This window comes from Ferviditalea candida (assembly GCF_035282765.1).
In the GTDB taxonomy this organism is placed as follows: Bacteria; Bacillota; Bacilli; order Paenibacillales; family KCTC-25726; genus Ferviditalea; species Ferviditalea candida.
Map to the genome: position 1 here is coordinate 16,577 of NZ_JAYJLD010000034.1, position 21,766 is coordinate 38,342.

The window sequence follows — 21,766 nt, forward strand, 5'->3', positions numbered from 1 at the left end:
CTTTTCATTTGACTTCACCTGCTGCAATAACAACCGCCGTCGATTATGTCAAGGCGCCGCTGCTGTATAAAGGAAAGGTTCGTGAGCTGTATGATCTCGGGAAGCACTATTTGATCGTCGTGACCGACCGGATCTCCGCCTTCGACTTTGTCCTGAGGCCGCCGGTTCCCGGCAAAGGCAGTGTCCTCAACCGGCTGAGCGCCTTCTGGTTTGAGCAGACAAAGCATTTTCAGCCGAATCATGTGGTGCATACGGATGTGAACCTGCTAGGTGACCTCGTCACGGACAAGGATTTGCTGAAGGATCGGATCATGGTCACACGCAAGGCCCAGCGGATCGATATCGAATGCATCGTCCGGGGCTATATTACCGGAGGGGGATGGAGACAATACCAAAAGACGGGTGCCGTCAACGGTATTGAGCTTCCGGAAGGTATGCGCAAAAACCAGCGTCTGGATTCCCCCATCTTCACCCCGTCGGCCAAAAATGACGTCGGACACGACGAAGATATCCCGATCAAACGGATGGAGACCATGGTCGGTTCCGAGCTGACCACGCAGCTGATGGAAAAAAGCCTGAAGCTGTATGAATTTGCCGCGGAATTTTGTGCGGAACGCGGAATTATTCTGGCGGACAGCAAGTTCGAATTCGGCATCTGCAACGGGGAAATCATTCTGATCGACGAGCTGTTCACGCCTGACTCTTCCCGGTACTGGGCCAAAGAAAATTATGCGCTGGACATTGAAATCGACAGTATGGACAAAGAGCCGGTACGAAGCTATTTGGCCCATTCGGATTGGGATAAAGTCAGCGACCCCGGCGAGCTTCCGCAGTCCGTGGTGGAGGCAACCGCCCGGCGGTATGCGGAAATTCTGAGGCGCTTAACACAATAAACCCATTGAAATATATCAGCGAGGACATTTTTTAACGAAAAAATGGAGGGGTTCACCAGATGATCAAAGCAACCATATATGTAACTATCAAGCGGGGCGTACTGGATCCGCAGGGGAATGCCGTACAGGGAGCGCTGCATTCGATGGGATTCGATGAAGTGGGCAGCGTCCGCATCGGCAAATACATGGAGCTGGAGCTGAACACGGATAACCGCGCGGAAGCGGATAACCGGGTAAAAGCGATGTGCGAGAAGCTGCTGGCCAATACAGTCATTGAGGACTACCGTTTCGAACTTCAATAAGGTCTGAGTCCGAAGCCGGAGTGGTACTACCGTTTCGAACTTCAATAAGGTCTGAGTCCGAAGCCGGAGTGGTACTACCGTTTCGAACTGCTATCATCAGTATTTGTCGATGATCGTGTTTTGCACTATTTGACCACATAAGAATTTACAAGTTTCCGGTCATTCGGAAAGGCAAATTCTTATTGGCATAAAAACCCACCTTTAAAAGCGGTCACTCATCATTGAATTAGCTTCGATAAAGGTTTTTTTAAGAGGAGGAAGTTCACATGAATTTTGCCGTTCTGGTATTCCCCGGCTCGAACTGTGATCTGGACTGCCACAAAGCGGTTGAGCAGACGCTGCGGCAGCCGGTGGATTATGTATGGCATACGGAAACGGATTTGTCCAAGTATGACTGCATTATTGTACCCGGAGGCTTTTCCTACGGCGACTACTTGCGTTCCGGAGCGATCGCCCGGTTTGCGCCGGTTATGGATGCGCTGGTGAAAGCCGCGGAAGAGGGAAAATACATTCTCGGAATCTGCAACGGATTTCAGATTTTGCTGGAGACGGGCTTGCTTCCCGGCGCCATGCTGCGCAACAAGACGCTGAAGTTTCGCTGCCATAAGGTGATGCTGCGTGTGGAGAACAACCGGACCCCGTTCACGAAGGATTATGGGCCGGGTGAATTGATCGATATCCCGATTGCGCATGGGGAAGGCAATTACTATTGTGATGAGGAAACCTTGAAGAAGCTGAAAGCGAACGATCAGATTGTGTTCCGTTACGCGGACGAAAATCCGAACGGTTCGATTGACGATATTGCGGGCATCTGCAATGAACAGGGAAATGTGGTAGGGATGATGCCGCACCCTGAACGAGCGGTCGATATGATTTTGGGATCGGAAGACGGCAAGCGGATGTTCACTTCCGTTTTGCGGACATGGAGGGAGAAACATGACCCAGCAGTTATCGGTTAAGGAACCGACGCCGGAGCAGATAGCGGACGAGAAAATTTACCGTCAAATGGGCTTGACGGATGCAGAATATGCTAGAATTTGCGGCCTGATCGACAGAAAACCTAACTATACGGAGATCGGCATTTTCAGCGTAATGTGGTCGGAGCATTGCTCCTATAAAAATTCCAAGCCGGTGCTCCGGAAATTTCCGGTTGACGGACCGCACGTGTTAATGGGACCGGGAGAAGGCGCGGGGATTATCGATATCGGCGACAATCTCGGCGTCGCGTTCAAAATTGAAAGTCATAATCATCCTTCAGCGATCGAACCTTACCAAGGAGCTGCAACGGGGGTCGGAGGGATCATCCGGGATATTTTCTCGATGGGCGCCCGTCCTGTGGCTCTGCTGAATTCGCTGCGCTTCGGGCGGCTGGAGAACGAGCGGGTTAAATATTTGTTCGAGAACGTCGTTTCGGGGATTGCCGGTTACGGAAACTGCATCGGGATTCCCACGGTCGGCGGCGAAGTTATGTTCGATGAGAGCTATGAGGGCAACCCGCTGGTCAACGCGATGTGCGTCGGCTTGATCAGCCACGACAAAATCCAACGCGGTGTCGCAAAGGGTGTCGGCAACGCGGTGTTCTATGTCGGGCCGGCCACGGGAAGGGACGGGATCCACGGTGCGACTTTCGCTTCGGAGGAGCTTTCCGAGGAGTCGGAATCCAAGCGTCCGGCCGTACAGGTCGGCGATCCGTTCATGGAAAAGCTCGTCATGGAAGCTTGCTTGGAATTGATCGATTCCGGCATCGTCATCGGCATTCAAGATATGGGAGCGGCCGGCTTGACCAGTTCGAGCGCGGAAATGGCCAGCAAGGCGGGCAACGGATTGGAGCTGTATCTGGATCGCGTTCCGCAACGGGAAGAGGGCATGACCCCTTACGAGATGATGCTGTCGGAATCGCAGGAACGGATGCTGTTTGTCGTCGAACCGCATAATGAAGAGCAGGCGAAAGCGATTTTCGAGCGTTGGGGACTTTATTGCGAAAAAATCGGCAAGGTCACCGATGACGGGCGCTATAAATTGTTCCACCACGGTGATTTGGTGGCGGATCTTCCGGTCACGGCGGTTGTCGACGAGTGTCCGGTTTATCAGAAGCCTTCGGCCGTACCGGAATATTACAAGCAGCAGGCTGAAGTGGACACCACGCGCTATCTGGAAGTGACGGATTTGGAGGAAGCGCTGCAAAAGATTCTTGCTTCTCCGACAGTAGCGAGCAAAGAGTGGGTCTACAACCAATATGATTATATGGTTCGCACGGCTACCGCCGTCAGGCCGGGCTCGGACGCTGCCGTCGTGCTTGTGGAGGGCACACGCAAAGCGGTGGCCATGACAACCGACTGCAACGGCCGCTATGTGTATCTGGATCCGGAAGTCGGGGGCATGATCGCCGTCAGTGAAGCGGCGCGGAACGTGGTCTGCTCCGGCGGGCAGCCGCTGGCGATTACGGATAATTTGAATTTCGGCAATCCGGAGAAGCCGGAGATTTTCTGGCAGCTGGAAAAAGCCGCGGACGGCATTTCCGCGGCTTGCCGCAAGCTTGAAACGCCGGTCGTCAGCGGCAATGTCAGCCTCTATAATGAGAACGCCAAGGGCGCCATCTACCCGACGCCGGTTATCGGTATGGTCGGCTTGGTTCACGATATCGATCATATTACCACACAGGCTTTCAAGCAGGAGGGAGACATCATCTTCCTGCTTGGCGAAACGAAAGCGGAACTGGGCGGAAGCGAATTCCAGTATGTGCTTCACGGGGTCACTGAAGGACGGCCGCCGCAGTTGGACCTGGATGCGGAGAAACGGCTGCAGGGCGGGCTGCTGCAGGCCATTCGCGACGGTTTGGTGGCATCAGCGCACGACCTTTCGGAAGGCGGATTGGGCGTAGCGTTCGCAGAATCCTGCATAAGCGGCGGAATTGGCGGGGAAATCAACTTCGTCACCGATTTGCGCAAGGATATCGCCCTATTCAGTGAAAGCCAATCCAGGGTGCTCGTCTCCGTTCGTCCGGAGCATGCGCAAGCGCTACGCAAGCACATGGAAAGCCGCGGCATCCCGATTGCTCGGCTGGGAACCGTCGGAGGCAAGGATGTTATCATCGGCATTAATCAGGAGAAGGTCGTTCAGTCACCCGTGTCTCTACTAGAAAAGGTTTGGAAGGACGCGATCCCATGCCTAATGAGAAGTTAAACGATATTCCCCAATGGACGGGCCGTTTTTACAACGACGGTGTGCAGCATGAAGATATGTTTGACAAGCTGAAGGAAGAGTGCGGCGTGTTTGGCGTATACGGCCATGACGAAGCGGCTTCGCTGTCGTATTACGGGCTTCACGCGCTGCAGCACCGCGGGCAGGAAAGCGCCGGAATCTGTGTGTCGGACGGCAGCGAGTTCCACTATCACCGCGGAATGGGACTGGTCAAAGAGGTGTTTACGAACGACATCATGCAGAATTTGACCGGTCCGGTCGCGATTGCCCATGTCCGTTATTCCACGGCCGGCGAAAGCCGCGTCGCCAATGCGCAGCCGCTGGTGTTCAAATACCGGGAAGGGGATTTGGCCATCGCCACGAACGGAAACATCCTCAATGCGCCCGAGATCCGCAAGGAGCTTGAGCGTGAGGGCTCCATTTTTCAAACGACGAGCGATACGGAAGTGCTGGCGCATTTGATTGCCCGCTCGCGGCATGAGGATATGCTTCAGGCCCTCAAGGAAGGTCTCAAGCAGTTGGTCGGCGGCTTTGCTTTCCTGATTTTGACCAAGGAGCGGATCATCGCGGCCCTGGATCCTCACGGGCTTCGTCCGCTGGTGATGGGCAAGCTTGGAGACGCTGTCCTGTTCGCGTCGGAAACCTGCGCATTCGATATGATCGGCGCGGAATATGTTCGTGACGTGCAGCCGGGTGAGCTGATCATCGTCGACAAGAACGGCATTCGTGAGGAGCGCTTTGCACAGCAGCAGAGAAAAGCGCTTTGCGCGATGGAATATATTTATTTTGCGCGGCCGGACAGTGACATTGATCAGATCAATATCCATCTTGCCCGCAAGCGGATGGGCCGCCAGCTGGCGATTGAGGGCTTTGTCGACGCCGATGTGGTTACGGGCGTGCCGGATTCAAGCATATCCGCGGCAATCGGATACGCCGAGCAGACAGGAATCCCCTATGAATTGGGATTGGTCAAGAACCGCTATGTGGGACGCACGTTTATTCAACCGAGCCAGGCGCTTCGGGAGCAGGGCGTCAAAATGAAGCTGAGCGCGGTCCGCAAGGTGGTCGAGGGCAAACGCGTTGTCATGATCGACGATTCGATCGTCCGGGGAACCACTTCGCTGCGCATCGTGAATATGCTGCGGGAGGCCGGAGCAAAAGAAGTGCATGTGCGCATCAGCTCGCCCCCATTTTCAAACCCTTGCTTCTATGGAATTGACACTCCAAGCAGGGAGGAGCTTATTGCGTCGGCCAAAACGGTGGAAGAGATCCGCAAGGCGATCAACGCAGACTCCTTGCATTTCCTGAGCAAAGAGGGATTGCAGGAGGCAATCGGCCGCATGGATGAGGGGATTAACGGGGGACATTGCATGGCTTGCTTCGATAATGACTATCCGACAAAAACCGGTGATTTTTCGAAGCAAATGATTTCGAGGGTATAAGGGCTCGCGATGAAATAAAGGCACTTAAGGGAGTGATCATAGATGTCCGATGCGTATAAAAAAGCCGGCGTGGATATCGCGGCAGGCAATGAAGCGGTGGAACGGATGAAAACGCATGTCCGCAAAACCTTTCGTCCGGAAGTGCTCGCCGATCTTGGCGGTTTCGGAGGTTTGTTCAGTCTGGACAAAAGCAAGTACGAAGAACCCGTGCTGGTGTCCGGCACCGACGGTGTGGGAACCAAGCTGAAGCTGGCTTTTGCGATGGACAAGCACGATACGATCGGAATTGACGCAGTCGCAATGTGCGTCAACGATATTGTGGTGTCCGGAGCCGAGCCTTTGTTTTTCCTGGATTATCTGGCCTGCGGCAAACTGATTCCGGAGAAAATCGAAGCGATCGTCAAGGGCGTCGCTGAAGGCTGTGTTCAGGCAGGGTGCTCGCTGATCGGCGGTGAAACGGCGGAAATGCCCGGAATGTACAGCGACGGGGAATACGATATTGCCGGCTTTGCCGTAGGCATTGCGGATCGCAGGAAGATGATCGACGGCTCGTTCATTCGTCCGGGGGATGCCGTAATCGGTCTCGCTTCGAGCGGCGTGCACAGCAACGGCTTTTCACTGGTGCGCAAGCTGCTGCTGGAGGAGCACGGATACTCTTTGGATCAAGTTGTGGATGAGCTGGGCGCTCCGCTTGGCGACGTGCTGTTGACCCCGACGAAAATTTATGTAAAGACGGTTCTCGAGCTGCTAAAAAATGTGGAGCTCAGAGGCTTGTCGCATATTACCGGGGGAGGCTTCATCGAGAATATTCCTCGCGTCCTGCCGGATCAGGTGAATGTCCGGATCGATTACGGCTCATGGCCGATTCCGCCGGTCTTCAAGCTGATGCAGCGACTCGGCAGCGTCAGCCATGAGGACATGTTCCGCACCTTCAATATGGGCATCGGGATGGTCATGGTCGTCCCTGCGGAACAGGCGCCACATACGGTGAACCTCGCGGAAGCGTTAGGGGAGCAGGCATATGTGATCGGCACGGTTACGGAAGGCAGCCGAATCGTCACTTTTGCAGGTTTGGAAATATGAAAGCGGACGGGATCGATGAAGCTTTGACAGCACCTAGAGAAGAATTCGCAGCGGGAAAAAAAGCAAAAGAAGAATCATTAGCGGCAAAAGAAAGCACCCGACCTTTTCGGATTGCTGTTTTCGCATCGGGAACCGGCTCCAATTTTCAGGCGATCGTCGATGCGGTCCGGGAGGATTGTCTGGATGTGCGCATTGAGCTGCTGGTCTGTGACCGACCGCAGTCCCAAGTGGTCGAGCGGGCGTCGCAGGCGGGCGTGCCCGCTTTCACCTTCCGGCCGAAGGATTACGATGCGAAAGAACAGTATGAGTCGGAAATTCTGTCGCTGCTTAAGGCGAAAGAGATCGACCTGGTGGTGCTTGCCGGATACATGCGGATGATCACCGATATTCTGGTCAAACCCTATTATGGCCGGATGATCAATATTCATCCTTCCCTGCTGCCGGCGTTTCCCGGCGTGAACGCCATCCGGCAGGCGCTGGAGCATGGAGTGAAGATTACGGGGGCGACCGTCCATTATGTCGACGGAGGAATGGATTCCGGACCGATCATTGCTCAAGCTCCAGTCGAAATTCGCGACGGCGATACGGAGGAGACCCTGTCGATCAAAATCCATGCTGCGGAGCACAAGCTGTATCCCAAGGTCATCCGTTGGATCCGCGAGGGCAGGGTCCTGCTTGAAGGCAGGAATGTGCGGGTTTTGCAGGATTGACGGGATGCGCACGGGCGGGTGCACGGCTGTTCACGGAATGTCTGTGAACGGCAAGCTTCCAACGGCGGTATGGCGCTGCATGGCGGCAATCGCCGGCACGCGCGCATCGGTTTCTTTTTAGATAAGGGAACTATGTTCCGTTATTACAGTTCTTGTTGCTGTTTCAAGCCATGATAGAGGAAAAACCTTCCGTTATTTACCGATAATAACGGCCCAAGGCCGGGAAAAACGATATATAACGGAATCAATTTCCGCTAAAATAACGGTACAAAGTTCCGCTATCACTGATTTGATTGGGAAATGCGATCCCATTGTACATAACTTAAATTGGAGGGAATAAAGTGGCCATACGCAGAGCGCTCATTAGCGTATCCGACAAAACCGGCATCGTTCCGTTTGCCGAAGAGCTGGTCAAGCTGGGGGTACATCTTATCTCGACGGGCGGCACCAAAAGCTTATTGGAAAAAAGCGGGGTGCCGGTCATCGGCATTTCGGAAGTGACCGGATTTCCGGAAATTCTCGACGGACGGGTTAAAACGCTGCATCCCGCCGTGCACAGCGGACTTTTGGCGATCCGCGACAGCGCGGAGCACCAAGCGCAGATGAAAGAGCTCGGACTCGACTACATCGACTTGGTGGTCGTTAATCTGTATCCGTTTCAGCAGACGATCGCCAAACCCGATGTTGAATACGAAGACGCTATTGAGAACATTGATATCGGCGGTCCGACCATGCTTCGTTCGGCAGCCAAAAACCATGCATTCGTTACTGTTGTGGTCGACTCGGCCGATTACGAGACGGTGATCCGGGAAATGAAGGACGGCGGAGACTCCACACTGGAAACCAGGAAACGTCTAGCGGCCAAGGTATTCCGCCATACGGCTGCTTACGATGCGCTGATTTCCGATTACTTGTCCAAGCAGACCGGGGAACCGCTGCCGGAACGCTATACGGTTACCTATGAAAAGCTGCAGGAGCTCAGATACGGCGAAAACCCGCACCAGAAAGCGGCGTTCTACCGGAAGCCCCTGGCTCCGAAGGGAAACATCACCACAGCCGAGCAGCTGCACGGCAAAGAGCTGTCCTACAACAATATCAACGATGCGAATGCGGCGCTGCAGATCGTGAAGGAATTCAGCGAGCCGGCCGTGGTGGCCGTCAAGCATATGAATCCCTGCGGCGTGGGGATCGGCGGAAGCATTCTCGAGGCCTACCGCAAGGCATATGAATCCGATCCGACCTCGATCTTCGGCGGCATTGTTGCGGCCAATCGAACAATCGACAAGTCCACGGCCGAGCTGCTGCACGAGATTTTTCTGGAAATCGTCATCGCTCCGGATTTCACGCAGGAAGCATTGAACATTCTGCAGCAGAAGAAAAACATCCGGCTGCTGAAGCTCGGGGAGGAAATGCTGCAGAGCGGTGATCAGCCCGAATTGCTTGTCACCTCTGTAGAAGGCGGCATGCTGATTCAGGAAAGCGATCGCCTGCAGGTTCAAGAGAGCGACTTGAAAGTAGTAACGAAGCGTCAGCCGACGTCAGAGGAGCTTCGGCAGATGCTGTTCGGCTGGAAGGTGGTCAAGCACGTCAAGTCGAACGCGATTGTGCTCGTCAAGGACTCCATGACGGTTGGCGTTGGAGCCGGGCAAATGAACCGGGTCGGAGCGGCCAAAATCGCAGCGGAGCAAGCCGGAGAAAAGGCAAAGGGCGCCGTACTGGTTTCCGACGCGTTTTTCCCGATGAGCGATACGGTGGAGCTGGCGGCCCAAGCCGGAATCACGGCGATTATCCAACCGGGCGGCTCGATCCGCGACGAGGATTCGATCGAGGCAGCCAACCGGCACGGGATTGCGATGGTGTTCACCGGCGTTCGTCACTTTAAACATTGATGTGCAGCGTTTGCGGCTCGTCCGCTTTTTGATATACTAGGTACAATACAATGCACGTTTAAGGAGGGTTATCGTGCGTATTCTTGTCATTGGACGGGGCGGAAGAGAACATGCGATTATTTGGGCGTTGAAAAAAAGCGAATCCGTCAGCCGGATTTACTGTGCGCCGGGAAATGCAGGCATAGCGAAAATGGCCGAATGCGTCCCCATTCCGGAAAGCAACTTCGAGGAATTGCGGCAGTTTGCAATCGATATCGGGGTCGATTTGGTCGTTGTGGGTCCGGAGGACCCGCTGTTTGAGGGGATTGTCGATTATTTTGAGGAAAAGCGTATTCCTGTGTTCGGCCCGAATAAGCGAGCGGCGATTATCGAAGGAAGCAAGGTTTTCACGAAAGAACTGCTGGCAAAATACAAGATACCCACAGCCGAGTACCGCTCGTTTGAAAATTATGATGAGGCGTTAGACTATCTGCATAAGCAGAAAATTCCCATCGTGATCAAAGCGGACGGACTCGCGGCGGGCAAGGGTGTAACGGTGGCCCAGAGTATGGAGGAAGCGGAACAAGCGCTGAAGGCCATGATGGTGGACAAAGAATTCGGGGAAGCCGGCAGGAAGGTGGTCATTGAAGAATTCCTGTCGGGACAGGAGATGTCGATCTTGGCCTTTGTGGACGGGAACGTGGTTCGTCCGATGGTTGCCGCTCAGGATCACAAGCCTGTATATGATCATGACGAGGGTCCGAATACGGGCGGCATGGGAACCTATTCCCCGGTGCCGCATATTCCCCAGTCGGTATATGATCAAGCCGTGGAGCAAATCCTCAAGCCCGCAGCCGAGGCCATGGTTCAGGAAGATCGACCGTTTCGGGGAGTGCTGTATGCCGGTCTGATGATCACCGAGGACGGGCCGAAGACGATTGAATTCAACTGCCGGTTCGGAGATCCCGAAACACAAGTCGTTTTGCCCCGGTTAAAGACCGATCTTGCAGACATTTTTGTGGCGACGGTCAACGGACGGCTTCAGGATATGGACATCCAATGGAGCGACGAAGCGGCCGTTTGCGTGGTTCTTGCCTCCGGCGGCTATCCGGGTCCGTATGCCAAAGGCATTCCGATTTACGGGCTGGATGAAGTTCGGGAGTCGGTCGTATTCCATGCCGGAACGGAGTTCAAGGACGGTCAGGTCGTCACCAACGGCGGAAGGCTTCTCGGCGTAACCGGCATCGGCAGGACGATTGCCGAGGCTAGGGACAAAGCTTATGCGGACGCCGCGAAAATCCGCTATGAAGGCAGACACTATCGGACGGACATTGCCCAAAAAGCGTTGATTGCAGCCGCCGGACGGAGCGACTCGTAAAATTTTCCTTTTATATTAACTTTTTTATCGTAATTTAAGGCAGCCTCTCGTCCAGATATGCTACAATAAAATTAACCGCCGGCCTGTTCAGCGTCGGCGGTTCATCCATTTGCTAAGGTGGGAAACGTCATGAATCTGGAACACGGGCAATCCATGAGCGGTGTCACCAAGCGATCGTATAATGCATCATTCCACAAGCTGCTGCGGATGTTCACCTTGTCGATACTGGTCTCTTTTGCCGGAACGGTTGTCGGGACGGAGTTTATTCCTCCGGCTCTGGTGCTGCCGTTGATGGTTGTGGAATTCGTCATGCTGATCTCCGCCTTTTTTGTGCGCCGCCGCGGGAAGCCGATCGGCTATGCGTTTGTTTATATATTTACTTTTATCAGCGGCATCACCATTTTTCCATCGATTCAATATTATGCGCAGACGGGGGGTGCCGCGCTCGTTGAAACGGCTTTCCTGCTGACCGCGGTGATTTTTGCCGGTCTAACCCTTTACGCTTATTATTCCAAACGGGATTTCAGTTTTTTGGGCGGCTTTCTGATGATCGGTCTGTTGATTCTGATCGGTTTCGGCTTGGTCGGTTTGTTTATAGGCGGGTTCGGAAGCACATTGGGATTATGGATTGCAGCAGGCGGAGTCCTGATTTTCTCGGGCTTCATCCTGTTTGACATCTCCAGATACAAAAACGGCATTCCCGAAGATCAAATTCCGTTGGCGGTGCTCAATTTGTATTTGAATTTCATTAATCTTTTTCTTTACCTTTTAAGATTGTTGGGGTATTCACGGGATTGAACGCCGACCCCCGGACGTCCGCTTAACGACAAGCCGTCCGTGCATCATGATGCGCGGCGGTTTTTTTTCCCGCATAAGAAGTTGCAGGTTTCGGCAGCGTGTTGAATAATCAAGTCAGGAGGAGAAGGATTGCATGCTTCCGTCATTGTTTATTGCCCACGGGTCGCCGCTTTTGGCGATTGAGAACAATGCCTATACGGAGTTTTTGAACCGGCTGTCCGGCCGTTATGCGCTTCCGAAGGCGGTTGTGATTTTTTCAGCGCACTGGGAGAGCCGGGTTCAGAAGATCGGCGACGTTGAAGCCTACGAAATGATTTATGATTTCGGCGGTTTTCCCGATGAGTTGTACCGGATTCGCTATCCTGCGCGCGGCAGCAGGGCAACGGTGGAGGCGATTGAGGAGCAGTTTGCTCTTGAGGGCATCGCGTATGAGAAGGATGGGCGCAGAGGGCTGGATCACGGAGCCTGGGTCGTCCTGCGTCTCTTATATCCGCAAGCGGATGTTCCCGTCGTATCGATGTCGGTGAATCCGAATCTGATTCCGGAAGAGCATTATCGCATCGGTCAAGCGCTTGCCCCGCTCAGAGAGCGGGATATTCTGGTGATCGGAAGCGGTGGAACCGTGCATAATCTGGCCGGATTGAATCGTAGAAACACCGGAGTCGAATCATGGGCGGTGCAGTTTGACGATTGGCTGGCGGATTGCCTGGAGCACTGGGATTTGCACGCGCTGTTTGATTATGAACGGAGGGCGCCGTTTGCCCATGAGGCCGTTCCCTGGATGGGGAACGAGCATTTCATTCCGCTGCTGTATGCAATGGGCGCCGCCGACCGGGCGCAAGCTTCAAAGCTCCTCCACAGAAGCTATGTCTATGGCTCGCTCAGTCAAAGCTGCTGGCAATTCGGATGATGGATTTTGCCGAAAAAACAAGATTCTTGAGACAAATCTGCGAAAATATGTTTAAATGGAAGCACAAACGTTTCCATGGGGTGATCCGGATTGAAACCTTTCAAAGGAGTCTATTTATTCCTGACCGTGGTATTGGGCGTGACATTGGTTCTGACTGGCTGCGGGCAGAAGCCGACGAAACCGGCTAAGGAAGCGCTGACGTCGGCGGCGACGCCCAATTCGGAAACTATGGAACCGGGAAAAGCGGACCAAAGCGTGCCCGAAGCAAAGCAGAGTTTTCCCTATGCGTTTCCGCTGACCGGTATCGGGACAGAACAGGAAGTTAAGGAACGTCCCGTCATGGTTATGGTGGAAAATCAAGCCAAGGCTCGTCCGCAGTCCGGCTTGAATGAGGCGGATCTGGTGTATGAAATTTTGGCTGAAGGGGATATTACCCGATTCGTCGCGGTCTTTCAGAGCCATTCCCCGAAGGTGATCGGGCCGGTTCGCAGCATTCGCCCTTACTTCGTGGAAATCGGCGACGGCGTGGATGCGCTGATCGTCCATGCGGGGTGGAGCCAGGAGGCCATGGATCTGCTGACGGAACGGAAGCTGGCGCATTTTGACGAAGTATATGGAGACGGCTCCTATTACTGGCGGGACAATTCCCGGAAGCCGCCGCACAATTTATACACCAGCATTGAGAAAATCCGCTTGGGAGTGGAACGCAGAAAGCTCCGTACGGAGTGGACCAATCCGGGACTGAAGTTTGCGGCAGACGGCGTCAACCTTCCCGGAAAACCCGCCAACGATGTGGAAATTCATTACATACAGAAATACTATGTCAATTACAAGTATGATGAAGCGTCGAAACGCTACCTTCGGTTCATGGAGGGCAAGCCCCACACCGATAAAGAAACCGGTGAACAACTGAGCGCCAAGAACATCCTCATCGTCGAGGCGAAACATCAGATTGTGGATAATTACGGAAGGCGTCATGTGGATGTGCACGGACCCGGCAACGGTTATCTCGTCCAGGAAGGGAAGGTTCGCGAGGTGACCTGGGAGCGGAAGAACGGCGTCATCCGCGCATTTATCAACGGGGAAGAAGCCGAGCTGCTTCCGGGAAACACATGGATTCAAGTAATTCCAATCGGGTCGAAGGTTTCTTTTCAATAAGAATGGATAATGTATTCCTTTCAGTACCTTGAGACCCTGTCCCAACGAACAGGGTCTTGGCATTTTTGGTCTACACGGCGATACAATGGCATCGCGACGAAATAACTTCGAAAAAGCAAAGATCAATTAAACCGCTTGATACTTTCCCGCCCAAAGTGGAACTAATTTCATCGCGAGCCCTGCCTCCTTCGCTTTGCAGCCGATCTTTTGCGGGAATGCGAGTTTCGGGATCTTTTACTGGGTCCGGTACTCGTTCTGCTGCGGCTTCGATGGCGGTGAGTTCCGGTTGTGGCTGCTTTTTTTCCGAATGAACCTAACAGTGAACGCAGCATCGGGGTGACTTCTTGGACGGAGGTTACCAGCTTTTGCATTTTGGACACGGTTGACATAATGCCGTCCAAACCGCCCATGCGGTCGACGATCGTCTTGATTTCGTTGACGGGCAGCTTGAAGCCTCCGCTTCCGTTGCCGGATTCGGTGTTTTTATGTTGCTGCGGCAAATAGGAGACAGGCGGCTGGTATGGCTGAAGCTGCGGATACTGCTGATACAGTTGGGGTGCTTGAGGCTGCTGCATGAGTTGGTAGGGCACGGGATAGTTCGGTCCGCCGTCAGGATTGAAGTAGGGATATTCCACGCCGGTTATCGGTGGCTCGCCTTGGCCTACGGCTTGCCCATTCCCGTTATCATTAGGGTTCCGGTGGAGCTGTTCCGGTCTATTCTCATACATGAATGATCACAACCCTTTTTTATTTTTAGCCTATGTGATGGGCAAACATAAGGATTGGACGTTTATCACGATATCATCTAAGTTAACGCCCAAATTGAATTTGAGATATTACCGAATTTTTTGTTGGAGCTGGATATTCGAATTGATATAATCGTCATGGAGGACAAAAATTATAGAAAAATTGCAACAACCGTATAGCGAATCAACTACCATTTTTGTATTTTTGTCCACTGATTGCACAGCCCTAAACTTGGCAGTTGTCCAAACCGGAAACGGACTGCGAACGGGACGTACCCACTAGCCCAGAATCCCACGGCTTCAGCAGTGCGGAGTGTCAACGCTTGAAGTCTTTACAGAAATAAAGTATCATTAAGAAAGAAATTTCGGACATCCGTCAAATGGTAAAGTTGAAATCTATGCAGGTGATACAGGGGATGAGGATGCATGCAGTTGAAAAAACTGAACGATAAATCGATAGATCAGTTGTTTGAGGCGATTTTAACCCTAAAAACGGTGGAAGAATGCTATGTTTTCTTTGACGATTTGTGTACGGTCAACGAAATCCAATCGCTTTCGCAGCGGCTGGAAGTGGCCAGAATGCTTGGCAAAGGTTCGACATACAACCAGATTGAAGCTGAGACGGGGGCCAGTACGGCAACGATTTCCCGTGTAAAGCGATGCTTGAATTACGGGAACGACGGCTACAAAATGGCGTTGGAAAGACTCGGGCGCTTCGACTGATCCAACGAATCCGACTTTCACAACCTTTTCATGACCTCCTGCTATTTGAACAACCGTCCGCGGTCTGCTGCGGGCGGTTGCTTCGTTGCGGGGCGCGGGGCCGCTGCGCTTTTTGAGCGAATCCGCACGGCATCTGGATTGACTTTCCATCCGGGATTGGATAGCATACATGTAAAGGCGAACAAGCTATTTTTCTTTAGCAGATGGGATTGAAAAATCAAGGATTTGGAGCTTGAATTTTTGTTGACAGGTGATGAGAGTGGCCACACGAGCACGTTTGATTTATAATCCGACATCAGGTCGGGAAGAAATTAAAAAGAAACTTCCGGACATTCTCCAGCGGCTGGAACGTGCGGGACTGGAGACCTCCTGCCACGCGACCATCGGAGAAGGAGACGGAACGCTGGCGGCCATAGACGCGATCGAAAGGCAATTTGATATCGTGATTGCCGCCGGGGGAGACGGGACGCTGTACGAAGTCATCAACGGCATGGCCGGCAAAGAGTACCGGCCGAAATTGGGGATCATCCCGTTTGGAACAACGAATGATTTTGCCCGCGCGCTGGGCATCCCGCGCAACTGGGAGTATGCCTGCGACTTAATTATTCAGCAGCATGTCCGTCCGATCGACGTCGGCAGGGTGAACCGCAAATATTTCATCAATATCGCCGGGGGAGGCTCAATGACCGAACTGACCTACGAGGTTCCCAGCAAGATGAAGACGGCCATCGGCCAGCTGGCTTATTACATGAAAGGCTTGGAAAAGCTGCCGAGATTGCGCCCGATTGAAATGAGCTTTCGTTCGGAAGAAATCGATCTCGATGCGGAAGTGATGCTGTTCCTGATTGCCAACAGCAATTCGGTAGGCGGCTTCGAAAGGCTGGCGCCGGACGCCAGCATGTCGGACGGATTGCTCGATGTGCTTATCCTGAAAAAGTGCAACCTCGCCGAATTCATTCGCATCGTCTCATTGGCGCTCCGGGGGGAACACATTCACGATCCGCATCTCATTCACTTCAAGACCAAAGAATTGCGAATCTCATCTCCCGATTACGTGCAAGTTAATCTGGACGGAGAATTGGGCGGCACGCTGCCGTGTGAGTTTTCCGTGCTCCCGAGCCATCTGAAGATCATTGCGGCCGATCCCGGCCTGTCCAATTTGCAGAACGGAGTGAATTTGTAGTGGTTTCCGAAAAGATCGCCGACCGGACTCCTCCTGTCGGCAAGAACAATGAATATATCGTGAACGTCACCGGTTTGAACCATGACGGGGAAGGGGTAGGCCGTGTGGACGGCTTTACCCTTTTTATTCAAGGGGCACTCCTCGGAGAAAAGGTCAGGATCAAGGTGTTGAAGGTAAAAAAGCAGTATGGCTACGCAAAGCTGCTGGAGGTTCTGGAACCGAGCCCGGACCGGACCGAAGCGGCTTGTCCGATCTATAAGCAGTGCGGAGGCTGTCAGGTTCAGCATTTGAGCTACGACGCGCAGTTGGCTTGGAAACACCGGATGGTCGTCGACAATCTGGAGCGGATCGGCAAGCTGAAGGTGCGGATGGACGGAGCGGGCAGCGGATCAGCGATAGGGCTCGGAGAAACGGACGAAGGGGTTGACGGAGTTTCTGAGGGGCTTTCTTCAGGGATCTCCGGCGGACGTTCATACGAAATGACGGGGCCTGAGGTGATTGTTCATCCGACACTGGGAATGGATCAGCCTTGGCGCTATCGCAACAAGGCGCAGGTGCCGATGGGCGAGTCGGAAGCCGGGCTTGTCGGGGGATTTTACGCCAAAGGCAGCCACCGCATCGTCGACATGGATGTCTGCCTGATCCAGCATGACCGCAACGACGAGGTCGTTCGGAGGGTGAAACAAATTTCCCGGGAAATCGACATCTCCGCATATAATGAAGAAACCCGCCAGGGGCTACTCCGCCATGTGGTGGTGAAATTCGGTTTCCGGACAGGCGAAGTGATGGTCGTGCTGGTGACCAACGGCGAGCGCATTCCGAAGGCGGAAATCTTGATCCGGCGCATCCGGGAAGAGATTGAGGGAGTGCGAAGCATATGCCAGAATATCAACCGTCAGCATACGAACGTCATTTTCGGGGAAGAAACCCGCGTTTTGTGGGGTCAAGACGTGATTTATGACATGATCGGTGATGTGCGCTTCGCGATATCCGCGCGGTCGTTTTACCAGGTCAACCCGGTTCAGACGAAGGTGCTGTATGATAAAGCTGTCGAGTACGCTGGACTAACGGGCAGCGAAACGGTGATCGACGCTTACTGCGGGATCGGAACGATTTCATTGTTCCTGGCCCGGCATGCCGGCAAGGTGTACGGCGTCGAGGTCGTCCCGGAAGCGATCGAGGACGCACGGCGCAACGCCGAGCTGAACGGAATCGCGAACGTGGAATTCGCAGCGGGCAAAGCCGAGGAAGTCATCCCCCGCTGGAAGGAGCTGGGCATCGACCCCGATATCATCGTCGTCGATCCGCCGCGCAAGGGCTGCGATCCGCTGCTGCTTGACACGATCTTGGCGATGAGTCCGAAGCGGGTCGTCTACGTCTCGTGCAACCCCTCAACGCTGGCGCGAGACCTGCGGATCCTCGAGGACGGCGGCTACCGGACCGTCGAGGTCCAGCCGGTGGATATGTTCCCGCATACGGTGCATGTGGAGTGCGTAATAGGAATACAACGCATCGATACGTAGAAATCCTTTGTTTTCAACACTTTGCGCGATTTATGACATTCACGGCGGACGGCAGCGACTTCAAAAATAAGTTGCTCAAGGACAAAATCGAGGTTTCGGTCGTTTTGAACTTGGATTTGGACGTCGTATGCGTAGATATGTAGATATCTCGCAGCTATTCAGTGGTAGTTAAATGAAAGAACGTCCACATCTCCTAGATTGGCGTTCTTTTTTTATTAAACTTCGATGGCAGAGGAATTTCCAAGGTTTTGTCGAATAATCAGTTACGTAGAACCTAATTCATTTTTTTGAAATATGAGCATAAGGGGTATGTTCTGCTGATGAATCGGAGTAAATATTTCAATTACATAGAGGAAAAATTGGAGATATTGGCACATCGGATTGAGAAACGAGGAAAGATTAATTTATTAGATTTAAACATTTATTCAGAAACGTTTTTTGCAGATTTGTTGAATCTATTGTTTGGATTTACGTTGGTTAATATGAACGTACTCAAACAGAATATTGAAGGAATTGATTTGGTTGATATGAATCAACGGGTTATAGCACAAGTGTCTTCAACCTGCACAAAACAAAAAATTGAAAGTTCTTTAAAGAAAAAGATATTTGTCGATTATCCAGGCTACCGCTTCAAGTTTATTTCGATTGCTAGAGATGCGGAAAAGCTCCGGGAATCGAGTTTTGCTAATCCACATAATGCTGCTTTTTCTCCTGCAGATGATATTGTGGACGTAAATTCTTTATTAAAAGTTGTGCTAAACATGAAAATTGACAAACAACGAGAGGTATTTGAGTTTGTAAAAAAAGAACTTGGGAATGATATTGATGTACTTAAAGTAGATACAAACCTCGCGACCATCATAAATATTCTTGCAAGCGAGAATCTAACAAACAGTATTGAATCGCCAGAAATAAATACCTTTGAAATAGATAAGAAAATATTATTTAACGATTTGTCAGATGTAAAAGAGACAATTGATGATTATAAGATATTTTACCAAAAGCTGGACGGTAAATACACTGAGTTTGATAGAGAAGGTTCGAATAAAAGTTTTTCCGTTTTTCAAATAATCAAAAAGCAGTACACAATGATGCAACATGAAAAAACTAACTCAAAGGAACTTTTCTACAGTATAATCGATAACATAACTAAGATAATCATCGAGAGCAAAAATTATATTGAAATCCCGTATGAAGAACTTGAACTTTGCGTTTACATTTTAGTCGTAGATGCTTTTGTAAGATGCAAAATTTTTAAGAATCCAGAGGGGTATAGCCATGTTATTGCCGGATAATATTCATCCCCAACTTAGCATTTATTATAATGGTGCCTTAGTTTTAAAAGAGCTTAAACAGCATGCTAAACAGCAAGTTTTTGAATTGTATCAAAGGATTAGAAGTCAATATAATATGTCGTTTCCCACTTTTATGCTTTGTTTGGATTGGTTGTATCTCATTGATTCTGCAAAGATAGATGATGATGGATGGGTGGAATTATGTTCATAAAAACGTTGAAAATATCAAGTCGCACAGGAACCATAAGGGAACTAACTTTCCACTCAGGCTTAAACTTAATCATTGATGAAACACCGTCAGGCGATGATAAATCGACAGGGAATAATGTTGGAAAAACAACAGTATTGAAGCTGATAGACTTCTGCCTAGGCGCTAGCGCTTCCATAATATATTCGGATACAGAGAATAAGAAAGAAGTCTATGACTTGGTTAAAGATTTCCTTGTAGATGAAGAAGTATTGATTACTCTAACTCTTGTTGAGGGTTTATTGGGTGAGGCTTCTGATGAAGTAGTAATTGAACGTAATTTTCTGTCACGTAAAAAGAGCATTAGAAGAATTAATGGTAATTCAATTCTCGAAAAGGATTTTGAAGACGAGTTACAGAGACTTCTATTTCCCAGTCATAATGCTGAGAAACCTACATTTAGACAGATCATCTCTCACAATATTAGATATAAGGATGAGAATATTAATAATACACTAAAGACTTTGGATAAATATTCCTCTGATGTTGAGTACGAGACTCTATACTTGTTCTTATTAGGTTGTGACTTCGATGAAGGTGCAGAAAAGCAAGTATTAGTGACCAAAATAAAGCAAGAAGAAGCTTTCAAAGAACGACTGGAAAAAAAGCAAACAAAAACGGCTTATGAAATTGCTTTAAGGATGATTGAAGATGATATAACCAAATTAAATGAGAAAAAGTCAAACTTCAATCTGAATGAGGATTTCGAAAATCAATTAGAACAACTTAACATTGTAAAATATCGAATAAATAAAAGTAGCTCCAGTATAAGTAAAATGAATATCAGAAAGAACCTCATTGAAGAGGCTCAAAAAGAAATGGAAAGTAGCAAGGCAAATATTGACTTAAAACAATTAGAAATACTTTATGCAGAGGCTAATGCCAATATTGGTAATTTACAAAAGACTTTCGAAGACCTAGTGGCATACCATAATAATATGCTCGTTGAAAAAATTAAGTTCATAACTTCTGAATTACCTTCTCTAGTAGTAAAAATCGAGACTGAAGAAACGAATTTGAATTCATTGCTAATACAGGAGAAAGAGTTGGCGATGGCAATATCTAAAGGCGACTCTTTTGAGGAGCTAGAAAAAATTATAGCAGAGCTAAATGATAAATATAGAATTAAGGGAGAATACGAAAGTATTATTTCACAATTAGATGAAGTAGAAAAAAATATTGAAGAAACTAATGCAAAAATTAAAGTTATTGATGACGTATTATTTTCAGACAGTTTTGAAGAAAAGTTAAAGAGCCAAATTAACAAGTTCAATAAACACTTCTCTGAGATTTCTTTTGAATTGTACGGCGAAAAATATGCGTTGAAGTATGATAAAGTTCTTCACAAAAAGACTCAACAGCAGATATATAAATTTAGTGCATTTAATGCAAACCTAAGCTCAGGAAAAAAACAGGGCGAGATTTTATGTTTTGATCTTGCAGCCATATTATTTGCTGATGAGGAAGAGATACCGAGTTTGCATTTCCTTCTAAATGACAAAAAAGAATTAATGCACGACAATCAACTAATTAAAATTGCTGATTATGTCAGCAACAAAAATATACAATTGGTTGTTTCTATTTTAAAGGATAAGTTGCCTGAAAGCCTGCTTGATAAAGCTCATGTAGTAGTTGAACTGTCTCAGGAAAGCAAATTGTTTAGAATAGAAGAACAATAAAACCTTAAATGTTTGTGAGATATCCAAGAGAGCGCCACTATTCCGGCGTTCTCTTTTTACATAGATACTTTTCAAAAAGGCGGTTGCCCTGAACCTTCAGCGCAACCGCCTTTTTGCGTGAAAGGAGATGTGCTGGATGGCCAAGGTAATCGCTCTCGCCAATCAGAAAGGTGGCGTGGGCAAAACGACGACGGCGGTTAATTTGGGAATCGGGTTGGCTGGCGAAGGCAAGAAGGTTTTGCTGGTCGATGCGGATGCGCAAGGCAACTTGACGGATTCGCTCGGGTTTCACGAGCCGGACAGTTTGCCGGTATCGCTCGCTACGATGTTGACGAAAACGATGCTGGAAGAACCGTATGATGCGCGGGAAGGCATTCTGCATCACCCCGAAGGCGTTGACCTGATGCCCGGCAATATTGAACTGTCGGCTGTCGAAGTGTCACTCGTAAACACGATGAGCAGGGAAATGATTTTGCGTTCGTACATTGATGCTGTGAAAGCCGACTACGACTACGTTCTGATCGACTGTATGCTGTTCGCCGCTTCATTATATGGCGGGAAATAGCCATGGATTCGCCATTCGGTTTGGCGGAGCCAAACCGAAAATGTACCCGACAATAGCCTAAT

At 50.5% G+C, this 21,766-nt stretch carries 20 protein-coding genes; 19 read left to right on the forward strand and 1 reads right to left on the reverse strand.

What is annotated here, in order from left to right; genetic code table 11:
• Nucleotides 1-8 precede the first annotated feature (8 nt).
• The 12 genes from VF724_RS17380 to VF724_RS17435 all read left to right on the forward strand — a co-directional run bounded on the left by VF724_RS17380 (nt 9) and on the right by VF724_RS17435 (nt 13,743).
• The gene (locus tag VF724_RS17380) at nt 9-893 is read left to right on the forward strand and encodes a phosphoribosylaminoimidazolesuccinocarboxamide synthase (protein ID WP_371755509.1); all 885 of its coding nucleotides are present in this window, start codon (nt 9-11) and stop codon (nt 891-893) included.
• A 59-nt stretch (nt 894-952) separates the two neighbouring features.
• Nucleotides 953-1,195: a phosphoribosylformylglycinamidine synthase subunit PurS gene (gene purS, locus VF724_RS17385; protein WP_371755510.1), complete on the forward strand. Its 243-nt coding sequence runs from the start codon at nt 953-955 to the stop codon at nt 1,193-1,195.
• A gap of 266 nt (nt 1,196-1,461) precedes the next feature.
• Entirely contained in the window at nt 1,462-2,154 is a 693-nt protein-coding gene (purQ, locus tag VF724_RS17390) for a phosphoribosylformylglycinamidine synthase subunit PurQ (protein WP_371755511.1), read from the forward strand.
• Nucleotides 2,132-4,378, forward strand: coding sequence for a phosphoribosylformylglycinamidine synthase subunit PurL (purL, locus tag VF724_RS17395; protein WP_371755512.1), 2,247 nt, complete (start codon nt 2,132-2,134; stop codon nt 4,376-4,378). The genes purQ and purL overlap by 23 nt, the downstream gene beginning before the upstream one ends.
• Complete coding sequence (purF, locus tag VF724_RS17400; protein WP_371755513.1) at nt 4,360-5,838, forward strand: amidophosphoribosyltransferase; 1,479 nt, start codon at nt 4,360-4,362, stop codon at nt 5,836-5,838. Before purL ends, purF begins: the two co-directional genes overlap by 19 nt.
• Before the next feature lie 42 nt (nt 5,839-5,880).
• The gene (gene purM / locus VF724_RS17405; protein ID WP_371755514.1) at nt 5,881-6,921 is read left to right on the forward strand and encodes a phosphoribosylformylglycinamidine cyclo-ligase; all 1,041 of its coding nucleotides are present in this window, start codon (nt 5,881-5,883) and stop codon (nt 6,919-6,921) included.
• Nucleotides 6,918-7,631 (forward strand): phosphoribosylglycinamide formyltransferase, encoded by a 714-nt coding sequence (purN, locus tag VF724_RS17410; protein ID WP_371755515.1) that lies wholly within the window; start codon nt 6,918-6,920, stop codon nt 7,629-7,631. Before purM ends, purN begins: the two co-directional genes overlap by 4 nt.
• A gap of 341 nt (nt 7,632-7,972) precedes the next feature.
• Nucleotides 7,973-9,520, forward strand: coding sequence for a bifunctional phosphoribosylaminoimidazolecarboxamide formyltransferase/IMP cyclohydrolase (gene purH, locus VF724_RS17415; RefSeq protein WP_371755516.1), 1,548 nt, complete (start codon nt 7,973-7,975; stop codon nt 9,518-9,520).
• A gap of 73 nt (nt 9,521-9,593) precedes the next feature.
• Nucleotides 9,594-10,877 carry a phosphoribosylamine--glycine ligase gene (gene purD / locus VF724_RS17420; RefSeq protein WP_371755517.1) on the forward strand — a complete coding sequence of 428 codons (1,284 nt, stop codon included), beginning with the start codon at nt 9,594-9,596 and terminating at the stop codon, nt 10,875-10,877.
• 129 nt (nt 10,878-11,006) lie between these two features.
• Nucleotides 11,007-11,675: a Bax inhibitor-1/YccA family protein gene (locus VF724_RS17425; RefSeq protein ID WP_371755518.1), complete on the forward strand. Its 669-nt coding sequence runs from the start codon at nt 11,007-11,009 to the stop codon at nt 11,673-11,675.
• 133 nt (nt 11,676-11,808) lie between these two features.
• The gene (locus tag VF724_RS17430; protein ID WP_371755519.1) at nt 11,809-12,585 is read left to right on the forward strand and encodes a DODA-type extradiol aromatic ring-opening family dioxygenase; all 777 of its coding nucleotides are present in this window, start codon (nt 11,809-11,811) and stop codon (nt 12,583-12,585) included.
• A 90-nt stretch (nt 12,586-12,675) separates the two neighbouring features.
• On the forward strand, nt 12,676-13,743 hold the full coding sequence (locus tag VF724_RS17435) for a DUF3048 domain-containing protein (RefSeq protein ID WP_371755520.1): 1,068 nt from the start codon (nt 12,676-12,678) through the stop codon (nt 13,741-13,743).
• A 167-nt stretch (nt 13,744-13,910) separates the two neighbouring features.
• Here VF724_RS17435 and VF724_RS17440 read toward each other — a convergent pair whose 3' ends face one another.
• Nucleotides 13,911-14,471, reverse strand: a complete 561-nt coding sequence (locus VF724_RS17440; RefSeq protein ID WP_371755521.1) for a hypothetical protein — start codon at nt 14,469-14,471, stop codon at nt 13,911-13,913.
• Between the two features lie 444 nt (nt 14,472-14,915).
• On the opposite strand from VF724_RS17440, the gene VF724_RS17445 reads away from it, so the two are divergent.
• The 7 genes from VF724_RS17445 to VF724_RS17475 all read left to right on the forward strand — a co-directional run bounded on the left by VF724_RS17445 (nt 14,916) and on the right by VF724_RS17475 (nt 21,704).
• On the forward strand, nt 14,916-15,212 hold the full coding sequence (locus VF724_RS17445; RefSeq protein WP_371755522.1) for a YerC/YecD family TrpR-related protein: 297 nt from the start codon (nt 14,916-14,918) through the stop codon (nt 15,210-15,212).
• Between the two features lie 259 nt (nt 15,213-15,471).
• The gene (locus VF724_RS17450) at nt 15,472-16,395 is read left to right on the forward strand and encodes a diacylglycerol kinase (protein WP_371755523.1); all 924 of its coding nucleotides are present in this window, start codon (nt 15,472-15,474) and stop codon (nt 16,393-16,395) included.
• Complete coding sequence (gene rlmD, locus VF724_RS17455; RefSeq protein WP_371755524.1) at nt 16,395-17,918, forward strand: 23S rRNA (uracil(1939)-C(5))-methyltransferase RlmD; 1,524 nt, start codon at nt 16,395-16,397, stop codon at nt 17,916-17,918. Before VF724_RS17450 ends, rlmD begins: the two co-directional genes overlap by 1 nt.
• Before the next feature lie 320 nt (nt 17,919-18,238).
• Nucleotides 18,239-19,213 carry an ABC-three component system protein gene (locus VF724_RS17460; protein WP_371755525.1) on the forward strand — a complete coding sequence of 325 codons (975 nt, stop codon included), beginning with the start codon at nt 18,239-18,241 and terminating at the stop codon, nt 19,211-19,213.
• Nucleotides 19,197-19,424 carry an ABC-three component system middle component 6 gene (locus VF724_RS17465; RefSeq protein ID WP_371755526.1) on the forward strand — a complete coding sequence of 76 codons (228 nt, stop codon included), beginning with the start codon at nt 19,197-19,199 and terminating at the stop codon, nt 19,422-19,424. The genes VF724_RS17460 and VF724_RS17465 overlap by 17 nt, the downstream gene beginning before the upstream one ends.
• Nucleotides 19,415-21,139 carry a DUF2326 domain-containing protein gene (locus tag VF724_RS17470; protein WP_371755527.1) on the forward strand — a complete coding sequence of 575 codons (1,725 nt, stop codon included), beginning with the start codon at nt 19,415-19,417 and terminating at the stop codon, nt 21,137-21,139. The genes VF724_RS17465 and VF724_RS17470 overlap by 10 nt, the downstream gene beginning before the upstream one ends.
• A gap of 136 nt (nt 21,140-21,275) precedes the next feature.
• Nucleotides 21,276-21,704, forward strand: coding sequence for a ParA family protein (locus tag VF724_RS17475; RefSeq protein WP_442788075.1), 429 nt, complete (start codon nt 21,276-21,278; stop codon nt 21,702-21,704).
• Nucleotides 21,705-21,766: the final 62 nt, after the last annotated feature.